This window comes from Agrobacterium sp. 5Ca50, from assembly GCF_055381905.1.
In genome coordinates, this window is record NZ_AP026440.1 from 226,577 (window position 1) to 247,703 (window position 21,127).

Consider the following 21,127-nt stretch of genomic DNA (forward strand, 5'->3'; position numbering starts at 1 on the left):
TGCCGATATGTCCGAGCAAAAACCAATTGGGTCCCGTTTTAACACGGCAAGCACGGCGCATGATGTGGTGGCTGAGATGGACCTGTCCGGCAAGACGGCGGTTGTCACGGGCGGTTATTCGGGTCTGGGAATCGAGACCACACGAGCGCTTGCCGGTGCTGGCGCCACCGTCATTGTGCCGGCCCGAAACGGCGAGAAGGCGCAGCGCACGCTTGCCGGCATCGACAGGGTGATCATCGAAACCATGGACCTCGCGGATCCGGCATCCGTCGCGGCATTCGCAAACAGGATGGTCGCGAACGACACGCCGATCTCGATTCTGGTTAACAGTGCGGGTATCATGGCGACGCCGCTGGCCCGAGATGCGGATGGACATGAGAACCAGTTCGCGACAAACCATCTCGGGCATTTCCGGCTAGTGGCAGGGTTATGGCCCGCACTCCTTAAGGCGAATGGTGCGCGTGTGATTTCCGTATCTTCGAGAGGTCATCAGATTGCGCCGGTTGATTTCGACGATATCGACTTCAGAAAACGCGCCTACGATAAGTGGCAGGCTTACGGACAGGCTAAAACAGCCAATGCGCTCTTTGCTGTCGGACTCGACCGGCGCGGTGAACAACACGGTGTGCGGGCATTCTCTCTCCACCCCGGTGTCATTCTAACAGATCTTGCCCGGCATCTGAGCGCAGACGAGATTAACTCATTCGATGTGTATGACGAGAAGGGTAACCGTCGCGTTGACCCATCACGCGATCTCAAGAGCCCGGAACAAGGCGCTGCGACCAGTGTCTGGGCAGCAACCCGTCCTGAACTCAATGGCATTGGCGGCGTTTATTGCGAGGATTGCGAGATTGCTTTGCCGCAGAGCCAAGCTGACGGGAACAAGGGCGTCGCGTCTTGGGCCATGGATGTTGAGGCGGCAGAGCGGCTTTGGACATTGTCCGAGCAACTGACGGGGCAGCTGCTAGACACGCGTGAGTGACACGTGACCCTTGGCCCCCAGAACGAAGCCCAGCTGCGTGCGCGTCGGACCCGACGAAATCCTCGGTAGAATTTCACTTGATGGGTCACGATTGCGCATTAAGGATTTTTACGAAGCGGCAAGTCTTTTCGGATTAAGGCTGGTTTCGGTGGGGCGTTTTTTTGGCAGACATTAAGGATTTCAGACTAATCATCTCGACGGTCCCGGCACATGTCGTGCTTAAGGTAATTCCGGTCTCCAATATCGCGAGGTACGGCTTGTCCATAATTAACATTCCACTGCCCATGGACAAGTCGAGCCGCGTTATGTTGATCGAGTTGCTTAACGAGGCAGAGGCATTCCTGTGCCAACTCGTTGTTTCCGGCGAGGATAGTCTGGGTGTGCGGTTATTCGCGTCCAACCTGTATGATGCTATGATCAATGCATGGCGTGGAGATCCAGCTGTCCCTGGTAGTAGCGCCGAAGAAAGATTTCGCGCCGCGCGCTTAAAGGTCGCGTCTACTAGCGATGCGGCTTTAATCGCAGCCGGACTAAGTGGAATTCAGTTGCAAGCCGAGCTATTTGCGTTGATGAAGCGAGCTGACGACTACAACGAGTTCGGGGGAAGACAGCATCTGGCAAAAGTCGTCCGCCATCTGGATGGATTGTTGAAATCGGCAGGGCTTGAGAATGTAATGGGTAAAGTGCGGGACTATCTCTGGGCTTCGCTTTTTGACAGTAGTCGTCCTAACCGACGAATGTATCACTAGCTCGCGCCATCTGCGTTGCTCTTTCATGAGTGAATGAGCGCTGACGAACCTTGATCTCGTCGTTTGGCAGTGGCCTGATGCAGGCAACCACGTTTTGCCCGAAGCCATTTCGTTGAACGTTCTTAGTGGCTAACTGGACCGTAGGACAAAAATCCCAAAGGCTGGTCCACCGAATTGGCCCGATTCCGTATGCCTATTTCACTTCACCCAGATGCTTAACGAAATCGTCAAGGCCATTTGTTCTCAACGAGCGTGTGCACGTGCATTTGCTCCTCAGCATTAGTCGCTCTCTATCAGAGCAGGACATCCGCAGTCTTCTATCATTCATGATAACAAATCACGCAAATACGCAGAATACGTTCCGGCACGGACAATTTCCAGTCTCCGTGCATTCGGTGGATGTTGAGAATATGGCCACCGCTCGAACAGACTAAGGCGCTGGATTAAAAAAATGAATAGAGATGTGCCAGATGAGGCGGGAAATACATACTCAGTAGAGATCTCGCTTTAAGGTCTCTCGAGCTCTGTTTACGCGGCTTTTTATAGTGCCGATCTTACAGCCACAAATCTCGGCTGCGGCGGCATAGCTTGTCCCTTCCGCAACGAGCATAAGGGCCTGTCGTTGCCTCACGTCCAGATCCCGGATCGCGAGCATTACCTGATCATGTTCTAATTTCCATTCTTGTTCTGGTGTCGTTGTCATGCATTGATGAACCGATAGTGGGAGACCCACGTGTTCCCGCTTTGCGACTTTGTAGCGACTGCAAAAGCTATTTCGTAGAATGGTAAAAAGCCAGGATTTGAGCGACGTACCGGGAGTGAAAAGATGCGCGGACCGAAGCGCCCGGAAAATTGCTTCCTGTACCAAATCTTCAGCGTCTTGGTCCGTTCGCACAAACCGGCGGGCGAACACCAGAAGTATAGTGGTGAATCCCGCGATCTGGTCCTTGAGTAAACTGATCTCGTTTTCGTTCGAAACCCTTAGCGTAGCGCCGACTATTTTAGGATTACTCATCTTGGCTTCCTCACATGGGATAGGAATGCCTTTACGCGTCTATGGTTGCCGTACGGCACCGTACGGTGAGAAGTCTCGGGGTCAGCCCTTTATAGAAAACAGGTTCTGTGCTGGTGACCAAAAACCGGTAAACTTTTGCTTTCGTTTCCAGTTGGGGGCTGGCAGCTGTCATGCATGTTCATTCTGTTCGTCGTCCTGGTCACTGAAAAGGCGGGTTACCTGTTAGGACCCGCGCTCATCTAAGGAGGGTACGAAGAAAATCAGGAACAACGTCAAACGATCAGAGTTAGGGGGGAGTGGAGGAAGTACACATGACGAAAAAAGACAATATTGAGCAGATTCATCAGGACAGCAAACCGCAGTTTGCCCGTGGTAAAAAATCATCCAGAAACAATGGAGTGTCTAGCGCCAAACCCCGAGTTATCACGGGATCAGACGATGCGACCGTAAATAAGGCGCCGCCTGGGGCCAAAAAGCCCAGCAAGGACTGGGATATAAATTACGATCCGTAACGCGTGTGGAAAGTTTTTGGGTTGTTTGCGTATAAAAGCGGAATTCGATGTTCCACAAGCCCCACAGTGTCACGTCATGACTGGAAAATAACCGTACTTAACGGACCAGCACGATACTGCGAGGTGGTAATAAGGTAACCCTGGACCTTGGCATCGCGGGAAAATCGTCCTGTGGGCATACCATTTCTGCATGTCCCGCGCGCTCAGACAGGAAATTAAGCGCATTTGAGCGCCACCTGAACGTCTAATAAATCTCAGCTGGTGGCAGCTGAGGCGACACCCGCGCCAAGATGACGATGTCCGTTTACTTTCGCTTTCAACATCTGCGTTGGCGCGCAATGTCAATGAGGTGGTTACTAATCCTCTGTTCATACTCCCCCTGCTAGCTCCGCGCTATTTTGAAATCGCAGAAAACCATGCGGCGTAAGGTGTTTTTCTGACAAGCTGCCTATTGAAATCCGGTTCCTCGGCGTTCCACCACACAGGACCGCGCTCGCCCAGCGCCACCTTCGCAATGTCGACACGGCTGCGTGCAGCAGCCAGACGGTCAGGATCACCCTTAGCCTGCCGAACCGCACGACGCGCTGACATTAACTGTTTGACCAGATGTCGTCTCGTTTGCTCATCGAGAAATGGGTTACTTGCTCGCCACAAACGTCCGCGCACGACAAAGTATCTTCCATCCGGCGTGTGGGGATATTTTGATGAAGGCGAGTGCTCGTTCATAACAAAGTTCGCTGAACTGGTTCCGACACCACGGGAGGCTGCAGTTCGCTTCTTCGCGTAAGCTCTGTCTGAGCACTGAAACGCACATCGACATCTCTGTCGTGGAGGAATTCAGCCAGCGTTTCGAGACTGAGACGGTCCCACCTCTTGCCTCGGTCACTACCGGTAGGCACCCGTGGCAAAAGCCCAGGTTCATTGCTCCACGCGAGCAACTGTTCGAGCGATGTGGCGTTCAATTGGTCTCGCAGGTGGTGAGCCGTGACATAGGCGTCCGGCATGGCCCGGTGCGCCGGAAGTCCAAGCTCGTGGATAAGGCCCTGAGGCATACGTTGGTAGCGCAGCATCTGATTGGAGAATCGTGGAAGTTCCGGCCAAATTCGGAGCGCGCATTTCCATGTGCAGATCCAGGGCAGGCCACCGGTCATGCGCGGCGTGCAATATCTCTGTTCGAAGGTCGCGCGATGCGCAGCTAAAGCATCAATTTTACCGTCAGGACGCAGTATCGATCGCGCTATTTCTTTCCAGTAGGGCGCATCGGCAACCTCACGGTCGAGAATGTGATGAACAGCCATCGTATCAGGAGATATAGGCCTACCCGGATTGACCAACTGCGATCCACGTTCGCTCGACACGACCCAGCCATTGGCGCTGTCGAAAACCACGTCCTGCCAGCCGATCTCGCACACATCGCTTTGGCCGTTTCCTGCCGTCTCAAGATCAATCACGCGAACTCGAAATGTTGACATCGCACTGTTCCTGCAGATCAGCCTGACCACTGAACCATCTTATGAAGCGTTTGGATTATTGAGGCGGTTGGCCATTGGAGGCCGACATGCCACCATCTACGGGTAAGTTCACTCCAGTCACAAATCTCGCGTCCTCGCTCGCAAGAAAGGCGATGACCCCGGCCACATCCTCCGGCTTTCCTGGCCCATTCAACGCGAACCGCTCATTAAATCTGGCGAGAAGCTTTTCATCACCCATCATATCCTGGGTCATTCCAGTGCTTGTGAAGCTCGGGCAAACTGCGTTTATCCTCACGCCGTCCTTGCCATGATCCATCGCCATTGCTCGCGTCAGGTTCGTGACACCGCCTTTGGCTGCGTTGTAGGCAGCCATACCCCAGTCACCACCTGTCCCGGAAACCGAACTGACATTCACTATCGAACCCTTTGACGATTTGAGATGTGGCATGGCTGCACGCGACGCGAAGAAGACACCATCGAGATCAGTGGCCATCACATTGCGCCAGTCATCAGTAGAGAGCGTCTCGACGTCGCCCTCGGCGACCACGCCTGCATTGTTCACAAGAATATCTATGCGGCCAAACTTCTCTTTGGTTCCCGCAACAAATGCAGCTACTTCAGCTTCATTCGATACGTCTGCTTCAACGATCAACACCTGATCGGGCGAATATCGCTTCGCCACCTCTTCCAACTTTGACATGGTGCGGCCAACGAGTGTGACTTGGCCCCCCTCACTCAGAAATCTCTCTGCTGTTGCCTTGCCAATTCCGGATCCAGCTCCGGTGACGATGATAACCTTACCGTGGAAGCGCTGCATGAAATTCTCCCGACATGTGTGATGACTTCTCGTCCGATAACGATGGTCTAAATCGAATGTTCCGAACACCATCAGGCCTGCGTCGTCGTGCCAACTAAAATAAGCGATATGTAATCACGCAGTTGTTAGCCATGGTAACGGCGGAACAGGGGAACAAAGGCAAGTCAGACTGGTTTCGATAATTCCACGGGACCGTTTATGATGTCATCACTCGCCGTATTCACCTTCGTCACTTGCATGGTCTTTTCAGTCGGTTTCTTGGGGGTGGTTTCATCCAACGCAAGCGCGTTGGAGCGTCCCGGACGAGTTGCAGTCCACGGCCAAGTTCTCCAGCCAACCGCTTTTCGAACCCATGAGCTTTTCACTGCACAGATCGCTCAAAGCTCGGCCAACGCACAGAAAAGCCGACAGTTGGTTATCTTTTTCCACGGCATCAGAGGAGGGGGGAGTCAGTTTACCACGATCGGAAAATCGTGGGAAAAGACCTTGGCGAATACGAGCTTCGTGTATCCCGATGCACCCTTCGTTCACAGATCGGGTGGGAGGCAGTGGTTCGTAGTGGATGACCAAGTTATGCGTCCCGATCGCATCCAGGGAGCGCGACAGGCATTTGACGAACTGGTATCGGAGATCGTGAGAAGAGAAGGTTTCGAAGGTAACCTTCGTAACGTTGCTTTCGTGGGTGTGTCGCAAGGCGCAATCATGGCTTTGGACGCAGTCGCCAATGGGAGATGGAAAGTAGGCGCCGTCGTTAGTTTTGCCGGCATGCTGCCATTAGCGATCTCTGCCAGTAACGACACACGCGTTCTGTTGATCCATGGTCGCGCCGACAAAACTATTCCGTCGGCTGCCTCGGTAGCTGCCGGCACGCAGTTGAAGGCTGCTGGGTTTGATGTTTCAGTGACATTGCTTCCAGATGTTGGTCACACGATCTCCTCATCCGGAGCGCAGAAGGCGTCTATGTTTCTCCAGAACTATTTCAATCGCTAACCCGACCACAAAGCCCATGTCCATCAGTTGTGGCAATGAGTTGAGGTCAGTTGGTAGGCTTTTCGTTCAGCGACTGAATTTGCAGGTTGACTGCTGCTCCCGACTCGATCGATCCTGATATCATCACGTCGCAGTAGACACCGAGTGTCCTGCGATTTTTTCGGACGATATTGCGCAATATTTCTGGTTCTTCCTCAAGACCCGGCTGGCCAATGAAGGTCATTCCACAACGTTTCGTGGGCTCTGAGACATTCAATGTGGTGGGACCAATACTCAACTTCGCGCCGAGCCAATTTGTCTCTGCAAAGCTTGCTTCACAATCTGTTTCAATCAAGATATTTGGCCGAAAGCGCCGTGGATCGTTAGCACTTTCTGGAGCTGTTTTTACAATCTCACAAAGCGAGGCAGTGGTCAGCAGGTGTAGGGGTGCTAGATCGTATCGATTACTTACCTGTGGAAGCGAAACATTTTGTGCGTTTGGTTCATCGTACTGGCCTACAGCCACGTCAAATCCGAAATGATCCCTCAAGTATGGCAGCAACCCTGGTTCATTGACGTCCATTCGACGCCCGTCGGGAAAGCAAATCTGGGTAATGTCATTATCGCAGGTGCGGCTGCTCAAGAACAGGGCAGGGCGCCACCGGCTGTCCTTCTCGGGCGCCGCCACAGCCCCTGAGCGAGCATCGAACAGAGCATACTGACGGTCTCCGCACATCCCTGAGCCATTCACCTCCGCCCGACGACACCGTTCCCCGCCGATTGAACTGATCGGGTAGCGCCAAATCTCTTTTACTATTCCGATTTTTTTCATTACCAGCCAACGCTTGACGAATTCAGCTGTTCCACAGCCTCTGTTATGCCATGCGAAGTATGGGCGGCTGATCCACAGCAATATCCGCCAATATAGCGTTTGCTGCCGTTTTTCCCAGTTCCGCTGCACTTGTGATGCCCTGAACGAAGGGACGCTTGTGCAAGAGGAATGGGATTGCCACACAGTAAAGTCGGTTTGAGAGTGCAGTTGCTCCCCGTGGTCGGTACGCCTCGTCGATCTCGATGCCACCTGTCTTTTTAAAGTTGGCACTTTCGCCATCCATGAAACGACGTGCTGGCTCAGGCGTGTTTGCCGCCTGGATTCCGCGTTGCTTTAACAGTGTAGGGAAAGGCAGTTCACGAACAGACAAACTGCTTTGTCCGGTCGCGTCGATGAAACTGCTGAACTGTTGTTCTCTATCGCCTGTCCGGATCCGTGCTCCGCGTTCGAGCCCCTCGGTCTCAATGTCATAGTCCGATCCGAGCTTAATAATGTCTAATCGGCCAGCGTTACGCAGTGCCAAAAGCCGACGAATAGAAAGATGTGGAACCGTCGCATACTGATCGATAAAAATACCCTTGAATGACCGGTTAAAACGCGTGAGATCGGTTGTGTCGAGGTGTGGTATGGCTTTCTCTATAATCTCATGCGTAATGAGAATGGCGTATCGCCAGGGAATGGTGAACTGCAGCTCGAAATTAAGGTGCGCTTCCGCAAGGTTTGCCGCCGCCCATACGAATGGATCGGTGTCTGAACGCCGCCCATAGTAAGCGTCCGCAAATGTGTCAACCGACAGGTGACTAAGACCGATTTCAGCGGAATAATCAGGGTCAGCTGCCAACAACTCTCGCTGGAACAGATCAAACACCCGATCCAGCAGGCCCTGAGAACCGATATTGACTTCGTTTTGGATGGCTTCATACGTACAAATTTGTGGTTCTATATAGGGAAGTGGGCAGTAGAAGTCAGCTTCGGGCAATAAGCCCTTCCGGGACATCATTGTTGCGTGAAAGTCCTGGTGTCCTGCACTTGTTACGTACTGCAATGTTCCTCCGGCGTCACACACGAATGAACTACAAGAGGTCGCAACTGTTAGAAGTGCATCGATACCGCTGAGCGATGTACCAAGAATGCCAAGTCTGCCATCGCCGATCTCTTGCAGTTCTGTGGCGGGCCACGGCGACGCGAAATATCCGGGTTTGACCTGAGTGTTTTCAGGCCAGTTGTGACCCGTGGCCATAACGACATGGTCGAACACGGCGTCAAAATCCCCGTCGAAGCTGGAGACTTTAAGACGGATATCGGTTGTACCGAGCTCAATGTCGGTAACCCTATGGCCGGGATAAACCTCCACGCGATGGCGGTTGATTTTTCCAACGGAGAGGATCGCCTGAAATTGATCGTGAAAATAGTCTCCGATCACTAAACGCGGATAAAATTCGCGATCATTTATTGATGATCGGTTTATGTTGAATGTGCTCAGATAGTCGTTGGACTGACGGTTAAGCCAATCCACGAGCGTTTCCATCAACGGCGGTATCTCGATGCTGGGAATATTTGACAACATAACCGGATCATTTGCCCCCGGCAGGTAGGGTGTTCCCTTGCCGGCGACAAGTTCGGCATCAAACACGCTGATTATCAGCGGGACTGGAGAGGCAACCAGCGTCTTGAGTGTAAAAATTCCGGTTGGGCCTGAACCGATGATGCAAATTCTGGTATTCATGCATTTACTCCACATCGCCCACTGCGGCGGCAGTGTGTAATGGTAACGGTCGCTATTGTGTTCCGCTAACAAGCTCTGTGTACGTTGACGGACTAAGCCATGCATTAGGTTAGACACCACCGTGTCGAAGCCCGCAGATTTCTCAAGTTAGTGCCCGTTTGGTCTACATGAGTTACGCCGTATGGTTTTCGCGGCCTTGGTGCGGTCGAAAAGAGAGGTTTCGGCCCGTGCTGCTTACCACTCAGCTCTATTTTCTGAGAGCCAAGCAGATGTTTTCAGGGCCAAGCTGTTAGCCTTGGCTCAGGGCGACTGATCCGGGGAAGCTCAAGAAAATTGGACGAGGCCATTTTTCCCCGCTATCCACCATCTGGCTACAGATAGGCAAATATTTTTAGATAAATTGCGTTTTCGCTACGAATTTGATTCTAATCACTATTTGCCGACATTCTAGCAAAAAGGATAATATTCCCAATTTCTACAGCGCTTGACTCTTCGTTGCCTTGGGAACAAACAATGAACAAATGAACTCTTGCGACGTAATGTCGACTTGCAAACACACGTCCGAAGGGAGCTGTGAACGATGACTGCTGCCTGCAAACGGGTGATCGCAGATTTGCGTGAGCGTATAGCGTCGCTTGAAGGCGCATCCATGCGCAAAGCCGGAGTGTTACCGTTTGGCGTCGCTGATATTGATAGGGTTTTGCCAAGTGGTGGCCTCGCCTTTGGTGCGCTTCACGAGTTTGCAGGCGGCGGGGCAGGGACGGTTGATGGCGCAGCCGCAGCCCTGTTTGCGGCCGGTATTGCTGCCCGCACCAAGGGCCCTATCGTCTGGTGCCTGACGCGACCTGATCTGTTTTTTCCAGCCCTCGCACAAGTCGGCCTCCATCCGGATCGAGTGATTTTTGTGGAATCCGACCGTGAAGAAGACGTGCTTGCCAACATGGAAGAGGGATTATCCTTTGGCGGGTTGGGGGCTGTCGTTGGTGAACTCGTTCGTTTGCCGATGGTCGGTTCACGTCGGCTTCAACTGGCGGCCGAACGAACTGGCACCATGGCCCTGGCAGTCCGGCGATGGCGTCGTCAAACGGAGGCCAATGATTTCGGCCAACCAACTGCGTCAACAACCAGATGGCGCGTCAGTGTGATGCCATCGCAAGGACTTCCGGTACCCGGGGTAGGCAGTGCCCAGTGGTTTCTGGAACTGATGCGCGTGAAAGCGGGCGAGTGTGCGGAGTTTTTCGTGAGGGCGTGCGATGACACGGGTCGTATCCATCTATCTACCGGATCTGCCGACGGATCGCATTCGTCGCGCCGATCCTTCAATTTCGGCTGATCAGGCAATTGTGGTGATTGCCAGAAGCGGCTCCAAACGCTGGGTATCTGCCACTGATCACGCGGCCCGAAAAGCTGGCGTCTACGTCGGCATGCCAGCGGCGAAAGCGCAGGCTCTGTTTCGCGAATTGCTGCTGGTCGATGCTGATCTTGAAGCTGACGCGGCTGCCTTGGAACGTATTACCCTTTGGGCACTCACCATCTATTCGCCAGTTGTTGCGGTCGACGGTTTAGATGGCATTGTCATGGATACGGAAGGGGCTGATCATCTGCAGGGTGGTGAACTGCCGATGGTTACCAGAATCACCAACCAGTTTCTGGCAAAGAAGCTTAACGTCCGTGTGGCGGTGGCTGATACCTGGGGTGTAGCCCATGCCTGTGCGAGAACCATCAATCGCGGCACGGTGATTGTTCCGGTAGGGGAGAGCGTGCGGGCCGTGGAGAAACTGTCTGTATCGCTGCTGCGTTTGCCACCAAATGTCATCACTGATCTCAAGACCCTCGGTTTCCAGACGATTGGCGAACTTGCCAACACACCACGCGCGCCACTGACCTTACGCTTCGGGCCTGAAATTGGCCGTCGGCTTGATCAGATGTTCGGTCGGGCTGCAGAACCCATTGATCCAATCAGAACACCTGATTTGATCGAGGTCAGCAGAGCATTTGCCGAACCGATCGGAGCTGCAGATACCATCAACAAATATGTCGGCCGACTTGTCGTCCAGTTGATAGATGAATTGCAGAAAAGGGGATTGGGTGTCAGGCGTGCCGACCTGATCGTCGAAAAGGTAGATGGCACACGACAGGCGATCCGTGCCGGAACCGCCAAACCAGCGCGTGATATCGCCTGGTTGACAAAGCTGTTTCGCGACCGCACCGAAAAGATCGAACCAGGTTTTGGTATCGAAAAACTGACCTTGGTCGCGGTGATGGTCGAACTTCTGGAAGAGACGCAGAAAGTGTCCTCACTGGTTGAGGACGACGTCACCGATGTCACGCCGTTGATCGACATTTACGGCAATCGCGGGAATCGGGTCTATCGTGTGGCCCCTGTTGCGTCTGACGTGCCTGAACGCTGCGTGCAGAGGATTTCTGCGGCGGCTGATCCTGTCGCCAATGCTTGGGTCAGTCATTGGCGAAGGCCTGTTAGATTGTTGCCAAAACCGGAGTTGATTGAAGCCATTGCCTTGTTGCCTGACCGCCCACCAGTCTCGATCGTCTGGCGTGGCAAGCGCCGCAAGGTGAAGCGGGCTGATGGGCCGGAGCGTATCTTCGGTGAGTGGTGGCAGCGCAACGCGGAAATGGAGGCGGTCCGCGATTATTTCCTGATCGAGGATGAAACCGGCGAGCGTCTGTGGGTGTTCCGCTCAGGCGATGGCGTTGACCCTGAAACCGGATCCCATCGCTGGTTCATGCATGGGATATTCGCATGAGCTACGCCGAGCTTCAGGTCACCACACATTTTTCCTTCCTGCGTGGTGCCAGTTCTGCGCAGGAACTGTTCGAAACTGCCAAGGCGCTCGGTATCGAGGCGCTTGGTGTTGTCGATCGCAATTCGCTGGCAGGCATTATCAGGGCACTGGAGGCGTCGCGATCAACGGGCTTGCGGCTTGTTGTAGGCTGCCGACTAGATCTCCAAGACGGCATGTCGTTGTTGGTCTATCCGGTAGACCGAGCAGCCTACTCTCGATTGACCCGTCTAATCACGCTTGGAAAATCCCGTGGCGGTAAGAACAACTGCGTTCTGACCTGGAATGATGTCATTGCCTATTGCGACGGCATGATCGGAATATTCATTCCTGATTTGCCGGACGATGTCTGTGCGGTGCAGATGAGGAAGATGGCCGATGTGTTTGCAGATCGAGCCTATGTATCGCTCTGTTTGCGCCGACGGCAGAACGATCAGATGCGACTGCATGAGATTTCCAGTCTGGCAGCGCGGTTCAATGTGACAACCGTCGTCACCAATGACGTGCTGTTCCACGAGCCTGGTCGTCGGCAGCTACAGGACATTGTCACCTGCATCCGGAACAACACCACCATTGACGAGGTAGGCTTCGAGCGCGAACGTCACGCAGATCGCTACCTCAAACCACCAAAGGAAATGCAGCGGCTGTTTTCGCGCTACCCTGAAGCGCTGGCACGCACCGTGGAAATTGTCCGGCGCTGCACCTTCTCGCTTGAAGAACTGACCTACCAGTATCCTGAGGAAGCAATCGTACCGGGCAAGGATGCCCAGGCGTCGCTGGAACATTATGTCTGGCAGAGTGTGCCCGATCGTTATCCAGAAGGATTGCCGCCGGAAGTTCTGAAGACCATTCGGCACGAGCTCAACCTTATACGCACAATGAAGTACGCTCCGTACTTTCTGACGGTGTTTTCGATAGTCAGATTCGCCCGCAGTCAGGGCATTCTCTGTCAGGGGCGAGGGTCAGCGGCCAATAGCGCGGTTTGTTATGTTCTCGGTATCACGTCGATTGATCCCTCAACCAACGATCTGCTGTTTGAGCGCTTCGTCAGCCAGGAACGGGACGAGCCGCCCGATATTGATGTGGATTTCGAGCACGAGCGACGGGAGGAGGTCATCCAGTGGATCTACAAGACTTACACCCGTGAGAAGGCGGCGCTGTGCGCCACTGTCACCCGCTATAGGGCACGGGGTGCGGTCCGGGATGTCGGTAAGGCACTTGGTCTGCCCGAGGATGTCATAAAGGCGCTGTCATCGGGCATGTGGTCCTGGTCGGAGGCGGTATGCGACCGAAATGTCCGCGAGCTCAATCTCAATCCCGATGATCGCCGGCTCGTCCTGACCCTGAAGCTTGCGCAGCAGTTGATGGGTGCCCCCCGGCATCTTGGTCAGCATCCCGGCGGATTTGTGCTGACCCATGATCGGCTCGATGATCTTGTCCCGATCGAACCGGCGACGATGAAGGATCGTCAGATCATCGAATGGGACAAGGATGATGTCGAGGCGCTGAAGTTCATGAAGGTCGACGTGCTGGCGCTTGGCATGCTGACCTGCATGGCAAAGGCCTTTGATCTGATCCGCGATCACAAGGGGGAGGACATTGACCTTTCAAAGATCACGCAGGAGGATCCTGCGACCTATGCAATGATCCGCAAGGCCGATACGCTTGGCACTTTCCAGATCGAAAGTCGGGCACAGATGGCAATGCTGCCGCGCCTGAAACCCCGCACCTTTTATGACCTCGTCGTGCAGGTTGCGATTGTTCGGCCCGGCCCGATCCAGGGCGACATGGTGCATCCGTATTTGCGAAGGCGAGAGGGCAAGGAGCCGGTCGAATACCCCACACCAGAGCTTGAAGCCGTCCTTGGCAAGACGCTGGGCGTGCCGTTGTTTCAGGAAAGTGCGATGCGGGTGGCGATGGTGTGCGCCGGGTTCACAGGCGGCGAAGCCGATCAGTTGCGCAAGTCGATGGCAACATTCAAGTTTACCGGCGGGGTGTCGCGGTTCAAGGAAAAGCTTGTGTCCGGTATGGTGACGAACGGTTACACGCCGGAATTTGCCGAAAAGACGTTCTCCCAGCTCGAGGGCTTCGGCAGCTACGGCTTCCCGGAAAGTCATGCCGCTTCTTTTGCCCTTATTGCATATGCCTCGAACTACATCAAATGCCACTATCCGGATGCATTCTGTGCCGCACTGTTAAATGCGCAGCCGATGGGCTTTTATGCGCCGGCCCAGATAGTTGGCGATGCGAGAGCGCACGGTGTCGAGGTGCGACCGGTCTGTGTCAACCGGTCGCGATGGGATTGCACACTGGAGAAAGCGGGCAACAACGGCCGCCATGCGGTTCGGCTCGGTTTTCGGCAGGTCAAGGGGTTGGCATGTGTCGATGCTGGGCGGATCGTTGCGGCGAGAATGAATGTGGCGTTTACATCCATCGACGACATGTGGCGGCGATCAGGCGTACCGTCGGAGGTATTGGTACAACTCGCCAAGGCTGATGCGTTTCTGCCCTCCTTGAAACTTGAACGCCGTGACGCATTTTGGGCAATAAAGGCGCTGCGCGATGAACCTCTGCCCCTATTCGCCGCGGCAGCAGATAAACTGATGACAGCCATAGCGGAACAGCAGGAGCCTGAGGTGGCATTGCGGCAAATGACTGAGGGACACAATGTGGTCCAGGATTACAGCCATGTGGGGCTGACGTTGCGCCACCACCCAGTCAGCTTTCTTCGCAATGAACTCTTAACCCGCAACATTATCACCTGCGCGGACGCGATGAATGCTAGGGATGGGCGGTGGGTTTATACGGCAGGACTGGTTCTCGTGAGACAAAAGCCTGGTTCTGCCAAGGGCGTGATGTTCATTACCATCGAGGATGAAACAGGTCCCGCCAATCTCGTCGTCTGGCCGACGCTGTTTGAGAAGCGTCGGCGTGTCGTGCTCGGATCCTCAATGATGGCGGTAAACGGTCGTATTCAGCGGGAAGGCGATGTCGTCCACCTTGTGGCACAACAACTGTTTGATCTGACCTCTGATCTGTCAGGTCTGGGGGACAGGGAGACTGGCTTCAGGCTCCCTACGGGAAGAGGCGACGAATTTTCGCATGGCGGGGGACCCGATTCCCGAGACAGACCTAAGGTGGCGCAGCCAAGGGATATGTTTGTCCGCGACCTCCATATTGATACGCTGAAGGTAAAGAGCCGGAATTTTCAGTGACGCTCAAAATTTCGTCTGATTGTCTCAATGCCGCGGAAAAGACGGGACGCCATTTTCACGGATCAATGACCTGCCGCCAACATTGAGCTGCTTCTCCATCTTCAAAAATGCGGAGGAATGTCTCCGCAGGAACTACGCGATAAGTTCCAGCGAGCGATAACCTTGTGGCAATATCAAACAAGCCTCCGCTCGAGCTTAAGTGGTTAGAGGGGTGACACCTCGTCCGCCAGAACAACAAGGTATGCGATGCTGAAGAGTGTCGGTCACTGATAGTTTTGGTAGTAGACCTAATTTTGACGCTCCGGCAAACCTGAATGCGTGAACAATGCAAGGGAGATTTGCTTGATGCGCGTTGTCGCAATTAAGAACCCAAAAAACGCATTCGATATTCGCTTGGTTGAAGAAATGCATCGTCTCCGCACACGCATTTTCAAAGGCCGCCTAGCGTGGGACCTGGACTGCCACTCGGGTCTCGAAATCGATCAGTTCGACGCGCTATACCCAACCTACATTCTCTGTCTTGACGAGTCCCAGACAGTGATTGGCTGCGCACGTCTTCTTCCGGCGAACCAGCAAAATATGCTGCAGGAAGTATTCCCGCAACTTCTGGAAGCCGGGCACCTGACCGCCCACAAAAGGATGATCGAAAGTTCGCGCTTTTGTGTCGACACCGAAGCCTCCGCAGGTCGGGAGCAGGGCGGTCTTCACCAGGCAACTCTGACTATGTTTGCCGGGATTGTCGAGTGGAGCATTCTCAACGGTTATAGCGAGATTGTGACCGCGACGGATGTGCGCCTTGAGCGAATATTTCGGCGCGTTGGATGGTCGTTGCGCCGCTTAGGTCCTGCGATAACGATAAACGAGACTAAGAGCGTCGCTGGTTTGTTACCGGCGGATTGGGGGAGCTTCGATCTGCTCCGGCCAAGCACTTACTCGTCAAGTTTCATGGGAGAGACAGAGGAGCCTGATAGACTATGATCAGCAAACCAAACCGATCATTTCCAAGGCTCGTCAATAAGCTGCAAAACGCTCTGGGAGACCACCTGTGCTGCGCCCTTGACGATCCTGAAGTCACTGAAATCATGCTCAATCCAGACGGAAAACTGTTCATTGAGCGGCTTGGTGTGGGAATGTCTCCAGCGGGTGAGATGAACCGTTTCGACGCAGAAACAATAATAGGCAGTGTCGCCCACGTATTGTCTACCGAAGTGGACGATGAATGCCCGATCATCTCAGGCGAACTCCCAATCGGAGGACATCGATTTGAGGGATTGCTTCCCCCGATTGTCTCAGCTCCTTCCTTCACAATCCGTCGGCGCGCTTCGCGCCTTATCCCGCTCGATGACTTTGTTTCGAACAAAGTCATGTCCGACAGACACGCTGAAGTTATTCGCAGCGCCGTGGCATCGAGACTCAATATTCTTGTGTCCGGTGGCACTGGCTCGGGTAAGACCACGCTTACCAATGCAATCCTCGAGGAAATTGTAACTAACTGCCCCCACGATCGGCTCGTCATCCTAGAGGATACCGCCGAAATCCAATGCTCTGCCGAAAATGCGCTTAGCCTGCATACCAGTGATGCCATTGACATGTCACGTCTCCTAAAAAGCACGATGCGCCTTCGGCCGGATCGGATCATCGTCGGGGAAGTCCGAGACGGTGCAGCGCTTACGATGCTGAAGGCCTGGAACACCGGCCATCCCGGAGGCGTCGCAACAATACATTCGAACAGCGCACGCTCCGCACTTCAGCGTCTCGAGCAACTGACCGCCGAGGCTAGCCATCAGCCGATGCAAGCGGTCATCGGAGATGCAGTCGACCTGATCATCTCGATCGAGCGAACGGCCAAGGGTCGGCGCATCAGCGAAATCCTTCACGTCACCCGCTTTGCAGGCGGCCAGTACCAGACGGAGCCCTACGCAGAGGAGAGCCGCGATGCAGCATAAGAAATCCTTCCTGACACTGACCGTGATCGCCTTCTCTGCCGTCGCCGCCGTGTCGCCCGTCTTCGCAAGTTCTGGCGGAAGTCTTCCTTGGGAAGGGCCACTCGAACAGATCCAGGTATCCATCACTGGTCCCGTCGCAGGCTACATCGCACTGGCAGCTGTGGCGATTGCCGGCGGCATGCTGATCTTCGGTGGTGAGCTCAACGATTTCGCCCGCAGGCTGATATATGTCGTCCTGGTTGCCGGCATTCTGCTCGGCGCGACGACGATTGTCGGTCTTTTTGGTGCCACCGGCGCGTCTATCGGCCTGCCAAGGGATCAGGTCACAGAAGTTTTTTCGGACGGAGCGGGGGAGGGGGCGTCGTGAGCCTCCACCGCAATCGCATTCATCGCGCGCTGTCGCGTCCGAATCTCCTGATGGGTGCCGACCGCGAGCTGGTGCTGATCACCGGGCTTGCGGCTGTGATCCTGATCTTCGTTGTCCTGACGGTCTACTCGGCGCTCTTCGGTGTTGCCGTCTGGATCGTCATCGTTGGCCTGCTTCGCATGATGGCCAAGTCCGACCCTCTCATGCGGCAGGTCTATATCAGGCACATTTCCTACAAGTCCCACTACCGGCCGACGGCCGCGCCGTGGCGAAGATACTAGAGGTGTCCAATGGCTGCCCTCAAACGTTTCCGCGCGACCGGTCCATCGTTCGCTGATCTCGTTCCATATGCCGGCCTGGTTGACAACGGTGTACTGCTGCTGAAGGACGGAAGCCTGATGGCTGGCTGGTATTTTGCCGGTCCTGACTCCGAAAGCGCCACCGACCTCGAACGCAACGAGCTTTCCCGGCAGATCAATGCAATCTTGTCGCGTCTGGGAACGGGCTGGATGATTCAGGTCGAAGCCATCCGAGTACCGACGATCGACTACCCCACACCGGACCAGTGCCATTTCCCTGACCCCGTTACCCGCGCGATCGATGCCGAGCGCCGGACCCATTTCGGGCGGGAGCAGGGGCATTTCGAGAGCAAGCATGCGATAATTCTGACCTACCGGCCACTCGAGCCGAAGAAGACCGCGCTCAGCAAGTACATTTGCGCCCTTCGGATCCGTCCTTCGAACGGTCGGGATGGTGCGCAAAAGCGTAGGCTGCGCCTACTCGCATTTCTGTCAGTGGATCGGCGCGCCGATCTGACAGAGCATGATGGCATAAATTACGATCAATGCCGTCAAGGGACAATCGGAAATGAAGAAACCATCATCAAAGATTCGGCAGGAAATCGCCAAGCTGCAGGACCAGCTAAAGGTAGCCGAGACGAGAGAGGCCGAGCGCATTGGGCGCATTGCACTAAAGGCTGGGATTGGCGACATCGAGATCGACGAGACACACCTGCAGGAGGCCTTCGAGGAATTGCGCAGACGCTTTCGCGCGGGAAAGCCCATTACGAGCGGACGGAAAGGAGAAGGGACAGACTGTGAGGGCAGCGAGTATCCCGAAGCGGTCACGCCTGGCGCGTCTACGGGCAGCACTGATGAGGTTTGAGCGGATGAGGAGAAACGCAATCTCGCATGCGCGCAAGAAAGACACCCGTGACAAGATCGAGCTTGGCGGCCTGATCGTCAAAGCAGGGCTGCGTTTTGAGAAACGGGCTCTGCTGCTTGGCGCTCTGATCGAGTTGCGGCAGAGATTGGCGGTCGATGAAGGTGAGCGTACTCGCCTGACGGTAGTCGGTGCAAAGGCGTTTGGTCATGAAAGCGACTAAGATGTTGCTCGCTGGACTTCCCGTCACAATGATGATCGTCACAGTGTTGTTCCTGACGGGGATCGAGGTGTGGCTTGTCGGCTTTGGCAAAACCGACGCGGCGAGGCTGACTCTGGGGCAGATCGGTATCGCAGCACCCTATGTGGTGGCAGCAGCAACCGGCGTGATCTTCCTGTTTGCAACAGCCAGTTCATCAAGCATTCGCGCCGCCGCCTGGGGAGTGATCATCGCAAACATCGGGACCATTGTGATTGCGGCCGCGCGAGAGACCATGCGGCTTGCGAGCATCTCAACGCAGCTCTCTACAGGGACATCGGTGATAACGTATCTCGACCCGGCGACGGTGATCGGTGCGGTCGCGGCAATGATGTCCGGCTGTTTTGCCATCCGCGTCGCAATGCTTGGCAATGCTGCCTTTGCGCGGGCAACACCAAGACGGATCATCGGCAGACGTGCCCTGCACGGGGAGGCCGATTGGATGACGCTTACTCAAGCTGCAACGCTGTTGCCTGATACCGGCGGTATTGTGGTTGGCGAACAATACAGGGTCGATCTTGACAGTGTTGCGGCGGTGCCATTCCGGAACGATAACAAAGAAACCTGGGGGGCAGGGGGGAAATCACCACTGCTTTGTTTTGATGGCTCCTTCGGTTCATCTCACGGCATCGTGTTTGCCGGATCAGGCGGGTTCAAGACGAGCTCGGTGACGATTCCAACCGCACTCAAATGGGGAGGCTCACTCGTCATCCTAGATCCATCGAACGAGGTCGCACCGATGGTGTCAAAACACCGTGAACGCGCCGGTCGGCGGATCAGGATGCTCGATCCGCGCAATCCCACGACCGGATTTAACGCGCTCGATTGGGTCGGCCAGTACGGACGAACCAGAGAGGAGGATATTGCATCGGTTGCATCATGGATCATGAGTGACAGCGCAAGAGCTACCGGTTTACGGGACGACTTTTTCCGTGCGTCCGCCCAGCAGCTTCTGACGGCAATCATCGCCGACGTTTGCTTGTCGGGCCACACACCAAGAGAGCAACAGACGCTTCGTCAGGTGCGCACAAATCTCTCGGAACCTGAGCCCAAACTTCGCCAGCGGCTGCAGGACATTTACGACAATTCCGGATCGGACTTCGTGAAGGAGAACGTTGCTGCCTTCGTCAACATGACTGCGGAAACATTCTCCGGTGTTTACGCCAACGCCATCAAGGAAACCCACTGGCTTTCCTACCAGAACTACGCGGCACTTGTGTCAGGTGCGACATTTCGCACGCACGACATTGCGGAGGGAAAGACCGATATATTCGTCAATATAGACCTGAAGACACTGGAAACCCATTCCGGTCTTGCGCGCGTTGTGATCGGATCATTGCTCAACGCCATTTACAATAGAGACGGCCACATGGACGGCCGCGCCCTGTTCCTTCTCGATGAGGTCGCCCGGCTTGGTTACATGCGCATTCTGGAGACGGCACGTGACGCAGGTCGCAAATACGGCATAGTGCTGACGATGATTTATCAATCGATAGGGCAGTTGCGCGAAACCTATGGCGGGCGTGATGCATCAAGCAAGTGGTTCGAAAGCGCCAGCTGGATCTCGTTTGCAGCGATCAATGATCCAGAAACCGCCGAGTATATTTCCAGGCGTTGCGGTATGACCACGGTGGAGATCGACCAGCTCAGTCGCAGCTTCCAATCCCGCGGATCATCTCGCACCCGCTCGAAGCAACTTGCCGCCCGGTCACTTATCCAGCCGCACGAAGTCCTGCGCATGCGTGCCGACGAACAGATAGTGTTTACCGCCGGCAACCCGCCGCTTAGATGCGGTCGCGCGATCTGGTTCAGGCGCAAGGATATGATGGCATGTGTTTCGCAAAGAGGGTTGAGCCGTGAGACCAGAGCGATCGGATTGCCTACGAAGGTGCGGAGTGATGATGAGGAGAGATCGTGACCCAAATGAGCGAGGACCAATACGGCCCTTGCTCATATAGCGCATGGATCTGTCTACCCAAGATGGAACACCGGACTAGTGACTTCAATAGACGGGTGGATTGTTCATATAGAACACGAATATCCACGATGACAACTATCGTTTCGCCCTGTCCACTGAGCCGGATTAGTTTGGCAAATGTCTCTACTACGGAGTTTAGACCTATCGGAACCAGAGGCACTTAAAGGTTCATCACATCGCCGTCGAAAGCGACGCGGTCAGTCCGTTTGCCCACAGCTCTCACGAAAGCGTCGTCACGGCTGTTCATTCGTCTTACCTGCCACAGGAACCAGTCGCTAATCAGAGGCAGTTCAAAACAACTGTGGGATGGCAACATGTGATTACAA

20 protein-coding genes and 1 pseudogene are annotated in these 21,127 nt (G+C 54.7%); 15 read left to right on the forward strand and 6 right to left on the reverse strand.

Translation table 11 applies throughout. From position 1 onward, the window contains the following. Nucleotides 1–7 precede the first annotated feature (7 nt). Nucleotides 8–982 carry an oxidoreductase gene (locus ACZ5FM_RS23230; RefSeq protein ID WP_464041386.1) on the forward strand — a complete coding sequence of 325 codons (975 nt, stop codon included), beginning with the start codon at nucleotides 8–10 and terminating at the stop codon, nucleotides 980–982. Between the two features lie 161 nt (nucleotides 983–1,143). Then, nucleotides 1,144–1,731, forward strand: coding sequence for a hypothetical protein (locus tag ACZ5FM_RS23235; RefSeq protein ID WP_464041387.1), 588 nt, complete (start codon nucleotides 1,144–1,146; stop codon nucleotides 1,729–1,731). 490 nt (nucleotides 1,732–2,221) lie between these two features. Here the strand turns inward: ACZ5FM_RS23235 and ACZ5FM_RS23240 are convergent, their stop codons facing one another. Beyond that, on the reverse strand, nucleotides 2,222–2,746 hold the full coding sequence (locus ACZ5FM_RS23240; protein ID WP_312948206.1) for a sigma-70 family RNA polymerase sigma factor: 525 nt from the start codon (nucleotides 2,744–2,746) through the stop codon (nucleotides 2,222–2,224). A 311-nt stretch (nucleotides 2,747–3,057) separates the two neighbouring features. Between ACZ5FM_RS23240 and ACZ5FM_RS23245 the strand changes: the two genes are divergently transcribed. Then, nucleotides 3,058–3,258 carry a hypothetical protein gene (locus tag ACZ5FM_RS23245; protein WP_259149846.1) on the forward strand — a complete coding sequence of 67 codons (201 nt, stop codon included), beginning with the start codon at nucleotides 3,058–3,060 and terminating at the stop codon, nucleotides 3,256–3,258. Nucleotides 3,259–3,651: 393 nt separating this feature from the next. On the opposite strand, the gene ACZ5FM_RS23250 is transcribed toward ACZ5FM_RS23245, so the two are convergent. The 3 genes from ACZ5FM_RS23250 to budC all read right to left on the reverse strand — a co-directional run bounded on the left by ACZ5FM_RS23250 (nucleotide 3,652) and on the right by budC (nucleotide 5,547). Beyond that, nucleotides 3,652–3,849, reverse strand: a complete 198-nt coding sequence (locus tag ACZ5FM_RS23250) for a hypothetical protein (RefSeq protein WP_310503238.1) — start codon at nucleotides 3,847–3,849, stop codon at nucleotides 3,652–3,654. A 131-nt stretch (nucleotides 3,850–3,980) separates the two neighbouring features. Further along, nucleotides 3,981–4,730, reverse strand: a complete 750-nt coding sequence (locus tag ACZ5FM_RS23255; RefSeq protein ID WP_259149844.1) for an exonuclease domain-containing protein — start codon at nucleotides 4,728–4,730, stop codon at nucleotides 3,981–3,983. Nucleotides 4,731–4,785: 55 nt separating this feature from the next. Then, nucleotides 4,786–5,547 (reverse strand): meso-2,3-butanediol dehydrogenase, encoded by a 762-nt coding sequence (gene budC / locus ACZ5FM_RS23260; protein WP_312948211.1) that lies wholly within the window; start codon nucleotides 5,545–5,547, stop codon nucleotides 4,786–4,788. Between the two features lie 198 nt (nucleotides 5,548–5,745). Between budC and ACZ5FM_RS23265 the strand changes: the two genes are divergently transcribed. Beyond that, nucleotides 5,746–6,537: an alpha/beta hydrolase gene (locus ACZ5FM_RS23265; protein ID WP_464041388.1), complete on the forward strand. Its 792-nt coding sequence runs from the start codon at nucleotides 5,746–5,748 to the stop codon at nucleotides 6,535–6,537. A gap of 46 nt (nucleotides 6,538–6,583) precedes the next feature. On the opposite strand, the gene ACZ5FM_RS23270 is transcribed toward ACZ5FM_RS23265, so the two are convergent. After that, on the reverse strand, nucleotides 6,584–7,348 hold the full coding sequence (locus ACZ5FM_RS23270; protein ID WP_464041389.1) for an MOSC domain-containing protein: 765 nt from the start codon (nucleotides 7,346–7,348) through the stop codon (nucleotides 6,584–6,586). Between the two features lie 43 nt (nucleotides 7,349–7,391). Further along, complete coding sequence (locus ACZ5FM_RS23275) at nucleotides 7,392–9,074, reverse strand: FAD/NAD(P)-binding protein (protein WP_464041390.1); 1,683 nt, start codon at nucleotides 9,072–9,074, stop codon at nucleotides 7,392–7,394. A 580-nt stretch (nucleotides 9,075–9,654) separates the two neighbouring features. Here ACZ5FM_RS23275 and ACZ5FM_RS23280 point away from each other — a divergent pair. From ACZ5FM_RS23280 to traG, 11 genes and pseudogenes are all read left to right on the forward strand, one after another. Beyond that, nucleotides 9,655–10,407, forward strand: a complete 753-nt coding sequence (locus ACZ5FM_RS23280) for an ImuA family protein (RefSeq protein WP_312948217.1) — start codon at nucleotides 9,655–9,657, stop codon at nucleotides 10,405–10,407. Then, nucleotides 10,328–11,839, forward strand: a complete 1,512-nt coding sequence (locus ACZ5FM_RS23285; RefSeq protein WP_312948237.1) for a Y-family DNA polymerase — start codon at nucleotides 10,328–10,330, stop codon at nucleotides 11,837–11,839. Before ACZ5FM_RS23280 ends, ACZ5FM_RS23285 begins: the two co-directional genes overlap by 80 nt. Then, on the forward strand, nucleotides 11,836–15,090 hold the full coding sequence (locus ACZ5FM_RS23290; protein ID WP_312948239.1) for an error-prone DNA polymerase: 3,255 nt from the start codon (nucleotides 11,836–11,838) through the stop codon (nucleotides 15,088–15,090). The genes ACZ5FM_RS23285 and ACZ5FM_RS23290 overlap by 4 nt, the downstream gene beginning before the upstream one ends. Nucleotides 15,091–15,435: 345 nt before the next feature. Next, a complete protein-coding gene (gene traI, locus ACZ5FM_RS23295) occupies nucleotides 15,436–16,068 on the forward strand; it encodes an acyl-homoserine-lactone synthase (RefSeq protein WP_312948241.1) in 633 nt (210 codons plus the stop codon). Continuing rightward, nucleotides 16,065–17,036, forward strand: coding sequence for a P-type conjugative transfer ATPase TrbB (gene trbB / locus ACZ5FM_RS23300; protein ID WP_312948243.1), 972 nt, complete (start codon nucleotides 16,065–16,067; stop codon nucleotides 17,034–17,036). The genes traI and trbB overlap by 4 nt, the downstream gene beginning before the upstream one ends. Further along, nucleotides 17,026–17,403: a TrbC/VirB2 family protein gene (locus ACZ5FM_RS23305; RefSeq protein WP_312948245.1), complete on the forward strand. Its 378-nt coding sequence runs from the start codon at nucleotides 17,026–17,028 to the stop codon at nucleotides 17,401–17,403. Before trbB ends, ACZ5FM_RS23305 begins: the two co-directional genes overlap by 11 nt. Continuing rightward, a complete protein-coding gene (locus ACZ5FM_RS23310) occupies nucleotides 17,400–17,684 on the forward strand; it encodes a conjugal transfer protein TrbD (protein ID WP_312948247.1) in 285 nt (94 codons plus the stop codon). The genes ACZ5FM_RS23305 and ACZ5FM_RS23310 overlap by 4 nt, the downstream gene beginning before the upstream one ends. Before the next feature lie 9 nt (nucleotides 17,685–17,693). Then, nucleotides 17,694–18,119 (forward strand): annotated as a pseudogene (locus tag ACZ5FM_RS23315) (conjugal transfer protein TrbE); the annotation flags it as partial. Nucleotides 18,120–18,270: 151 nt separating this feature from the next. Then, nucleotides 18,271–18,567 (forward strand): conjugal transfer protein TraC, encoded by a 297-nt coding sequence (gene traC, locus ACZ5FM_RS23320; RefSeq protein WP_312948249.1) that lies wholly within the window; start codon nucleotides 18,271–18,273, stop codon nucleotides 18,565–18,567. A gap of 4 nt (nucleotides 18,568–18,571) precedes the next feature. Continuing rightward, nucleotides 18,572–18,787, forward strand: coding sequence for a conjugal transfer protein TraD (gene traD, locus ACZ5FM_RS23325; RefSeq protein ID WP_250984836.1), 216 nt, complete (start codon nucleotides 18,572–18,574; stop codon nucleotides 18,785–18,787). Continuing rightward, complete coding sequence (gene traG, locus ACZ5FM_RS23330; protein ID WP_464041391.1) at nucleotides 18,774–20,741, forward strand: Ti-type conjugative transfer system protein TraG; 1,968 nt, start codon at nucleotides 18,774–18,776, stop codon at nucleotides 20,739–20,741. Before traD ends, traG begins: the two co-directional genes overlap by 14 nt. The last annotated feature ends 386 nt before the right edge of the window (nucleotides 20,742–21,127 follow it).